The organism is Nostoc cf. edaphicum LEGE 07299 (assembly GCF_015207245.1).
Taxonomy (GTDB): Bacteria; Cyanobacteriota; Cyanobacteriia; order Cyanobacteriales; family Nostocaceae; genus Nostoc; species Nostoc edaphicum_B.
This window is the reverse complement of record NZ_JADEXF010000583.1, coordinates 1-3,841: the sequence shown is the minus strand read 5'-3', so window position 1 is coordinate 3,841 and position 3,841 is coordinate 1. Positions and strand designations below refer to the sequence as shown.

Annotated in this window: 3 protein-coding genes and 1 pseudogene; 1 reads left to right on the top strand and 3 read right to left on the bottom strand. The window is 44.0% G+C overall.

What is annotated here, in order from left to right; translation table 11 throughout:
- Nucleotides 1–379: pseudogene (locus IQ229_RS24725) on the bottom strand (DALR anticodon-binding domain-containing protein); the annotation flags it as partial.
- Nucleotides 380–691: 312 nt separating this feature from the next.
- Between IQ229_RS24725 and IQ229_RS17260 the strand changes: the two are divergent.
- Nucleotides 692–1,411, top strand: coding sequence for a Crp/Fnr family transcriptional regulator (locus IQ229_RS17260; protein WP_012412419.1), 720 nt, complete (start codon nt 692–694; stop codon nt 1,409–1,411).
- A 56-nt stretch (nt 1,412–1,467) separates the two neighbouring features.
- On the opposite strand, the gene IQ229_RS17255 is transcribed toward IQ229_RS17260, so the two are convergent.
- Entirely contained in the window at nt 1,468–2,514 is a 1,047-nt protein-coding gene (locus IQ229_RS17255) for a PstS family phosphate ABC transporter substrate-binding protein (protein WP_194045777.1), read from the bottom strand.
- 276 nt (nt 2,515–2,790) lie between these two features.
- The coding region (locus tag IQ229_RS17250; RefSeq protein ID WP_194045775.1) for an ABC transporter substrate-binding protein at nt 2,791–3,841 on the bottom strand (1,051 nt) is incomplete at its 5' end.

The following is a 3,841-nucleotide window of genomic DNA, read 5'->3' as shown; positions in this document are numbered from 1 at the left end:
GCTCCCCTGCTCCCCCCCAACTCCCGACTACGAGACTTTGTAACCAAGTCGCTAAGGTTGAGTGAGTTAATTCAAAATTTATCCAACCAGGGGGAACTATTTGGATGCTAAAAACGTCCTCACAAATCCCTGATAAATCTGAAGCGAGCGCACTAGCAAGCTCCATCGCTTTTCGATTCTGAGATTTTGATAGTCGCAGAGACACACCTGAGGTATAGAAAACTCTATTGTCATCTCTACCTTTATATAGAGGAATTTTTTCCCCTTTTATGCATTCATTTTCTGGTTTATAAGTATCAATGCTTAGTGATTTTATTAGATAACTATATAATAGCTGTTTGATGGACGTATATTTGCTAACTGGTAATTCATAATGCACGTAATATTATTTAAATAGTCATGTAAGATATATTTGTTACGTTTCTGTCATCTGTCTTGCGGTATAAATTTAATTTAGATGAAGAAAAATGAGAAGAGGATAAAATTTGATGAATAATCGATGAATAGTAAGTAAACTTTACTACCACCATTGTACAGTAGGAAGTATAACAAAAGAGTAGAGAGTAATTTACTTTCTATTCTTTGGATTGGCTGGCGCTGTTAGGCGTTAAGCCTGCCTCGTCAACACAAAGACACTCCTTGCACCCTTTTATTTACGTCTTTGTCTTCAGCCGAACGCTCTTTGTTACCTATGCAATCTCCATCCTCCTTTTCTGAGGCATCACGGCCTTTTTTAACTTGGCAACGCATTCTTGACTGGGCTCAAGAACACTATCGCTGCCGCACCTTTAGCAAAGATGAGCGCATTCCAGCCCGGCCTGGATTGCTGTATTTGGTGCAAAGGGGTGCGATCCGTATGGTAGGAACCGCCCAAGTTAGTGCGACCGCCAGTCAGCTAACGTCTCGACGAATCAACAGAACTCCAGAAGAAGCGTTCTTGGGTTTTGTGGGAGCGGGACAGCCATTTGAAATTGTTGCTCAGTCACCATTCACACTCCAGGCTTACGCTCATGTCGATCAAACTGCGGTGCTGTGGATGTACTGGCATGATTTAGACAATTGGCCTCACTTCCGTCGCGAAGTTATGGATGCCTTTAGATATCAGCACCAGCGTAAGCTGCTGTGGCTGAGTGCCTTGGGACAACGCCGCACAATTGACCGACTCTTAGGATTTCTCACATTGTTAATTGAGGAATATGGAGAGCCAGCAATGAGCGACACCGATCCTGATGTGATTCGCGGTTATTGTCTGCCTTTTCCCCTCACTCATGCCCAAATTGGTAGCGCGATTGGTTCCACTCGTGTCACCGTCACCCGCTTGATGGGTAAGCTGCGTCAACGTGGTTTAATCTTGACTCAAGGGGATAATCTCATTTGCTTGCCAGCAGAGTCGATTAATAGAGCTGGTTAAGGTAAAGTTCAGAGCGGCGATTTCCGCCACTCTGTCTTGAGTGCGATTCGCAGATGTCAGCGAATTTTGACAAATCCCGCTTGGGTAATCAGTTGCTGTCCCTGCTCAGTCAGCAGTAAGTTGGCGTAAGCGACACCTGCTTGCTGCTCATTCTGACCATTCTGTTTGACTACCACAAACAGATTGCGGGTAATCGGGTATTTTCCTGATTGAAATGCTTCAATGTTCAACTTGTTCCGTTTACCAGGACATTCAGACGGGAGGACAGAAGGTTCTTGGTATGGAGCAATGTATTGCCCTTGCGTGCGCCCCAACGGCAAGGCTTTGATTGAGCATTGAGGAATTACTTCTGGGGCAGAAGCGTAGTAGATGCTACCAGGACTATCAGCCAATTTTTGCAAGGCTTGGGTGGTTGTGGAGATAAATTCTACATTGGAGCTGAAAGCTTGACCACCCAAGATGTCTTGGACAAAAAGTTCGACAGTACCGCCATCAGCAATGCGACGGGAATAGGGCTTGATCGGGATATTGGGGCCGCCCACCTGGCTCCAATTATTAATTTTGCCTGTGTAAATTGACTTTAACTGTTCTATTGTTAGTCCTGGAATATTCAGGTTAGGGTTAACTGCAACCGCTAAACCATCAATTGCCACAGGAATTTGTTTCAAACTGAACCCACGCTGCTGGGCACGGCTTAATTCCTGATCTAGAACTGGTCGGGAGGACTGGGCAAAAGCTAGTTGACCGTCTATCAAGGACTGAATGCCAGTACCAGAACCAGGCGATGCATTGCTGGGTTCTACATAGCGCAGGCGTAACTCTGGCCGCGCAGCTTGAATTGCTGGATCAACTCCTAGTCGAATCGGTGCCCAAGATGTACTACCTCCGTAATTGAATAATCCTGTAGGAACATCCTTTACTGAACTGAAAGTATTGCCAGTGGCTTGTTCTGAGCCAGTTTGGGGCGTTTTGGTGCTACCAGAATTAATTGTATTTAGATCGACACCAGATTTTCTAGTAAACCACCAAAAACCGCCAGCTATTAGCCCGACGGTGATTAGGATGGATAATACAAGAATAGTTGTTTCATTTTTTTGGGACATAGTATAATTACCCGCGCATCCATTCAATATAAGTGCTTGACTTGACAAGTGCTTGCTACTTGAGATTGTATTTGGAGGACGGGGATTTTGTTAGCAAATCCTAACTTCTGAGTAATTTAGAAATAAATTTCATTTAGATTATTCGTCTCTTATCTCAAGCTTTGAGTGGTGGTAAGAATAAATTGACAGTAAGATTTTTCCCCATAAAGCTCAATTTCCCATCTTGAGAGGTTTTCCAGGTTAAGTATTGGTTAATTTTTAATTTTTTATTGCTGATTAACGCACTGGTTCAAAGTCATAACCAGTACGAGAGCGAGAACCAAGAACAATTTTTACAAGTTGGACTGGCGCATTGCGATCGCCTGATCCTAAAAATCGAATTGTACCAGAAGCTCCAGTGACAGAAAAGTCAGATGACAAGAGTGCTTGTTGGACTCCATCTCGCGTAGGATTACGTTCTAATGCCGCAATTAGAGCTACAGTGGCATCATAGCTGAGGGCACTTCGCCAGCTCACATCACCGCCCCATAACTGCCGCGATTTCTGGGGAAAATCTGACTTAAGATCGCCATCAATATGCCAGGGAACTGCCACTACCATCCCCACAGCTTGTTCTCTGCCAATTTCCAAAGTTTTAGCGGTGTAAACATCATCTCCCCCCAACAGAGTTAACCGTTTCTGGTTAATCTGAACTACTTGCAGCGCTTTATCGAGAGTTTCAGTGTTAGCAGCTAACATCAATACTTCTGCACCTTGTTTAGTTGCTTGTTCTACACTTTTAGCTGCACTAAAATCCGCCTTGGATAAGTCAAATTCGCTAGCTACCTGTCCACCCTCTAGGGAAACGGATGAAACAAACTCCGACTTCAAAGATTGACTATAGTTACTCTGAGAATTAAAGAAAACCACTGCATTTTTTTTCTGCAAGGTTCTCACCATATAGTTAGCTAAAGTTCTCGCAGCCATAAAATCACTGGGAACTGTCCGAAAAACGTAGCGGCTAAAGTTAGAAATTTTGACAGATGTACTAGTAGGAGATATGGCTACAAGTTGTCCAGAAGTATAGATAGTACCTGCGGCTAAAGTGGAATCGCTAGTATTCGGCCCAACTACACCTAATACTTCGGAATTGCTGACTAGGTTTGAAGCGATTTGCTGGGCTATTTCTGGATTGTCGTCGTCATTAGCTATCCCTACCCTTAAGGGTACTCCCTTGATTCCTCCTGAGCTATTAACTTGATTTTGAGCTTGGGCGATGCCACGCAAAATTTCTAAAGCAGCATTGGGGTCAGTGCCGAATGGTACAGAAGCCACGATAGTATAGCTC

Bases quoted from the DNA above. Each gene is read 5' to 3' on its own strand.
- IQ229_RS17260 (WP_012412419.1), top strand. From the start codon at position 692: ATGCAATCTCCATCCTCCTTTTCTGAGGCATCACGGCCTTTTTTAACT.
- IQ229_RS17255 (WP_194045777.1), bottom strand. From the start codon at position 2,514: ATGTCCCAAAAAAATGAAACAACTATTCTTGTATTATCCATCCTAATC.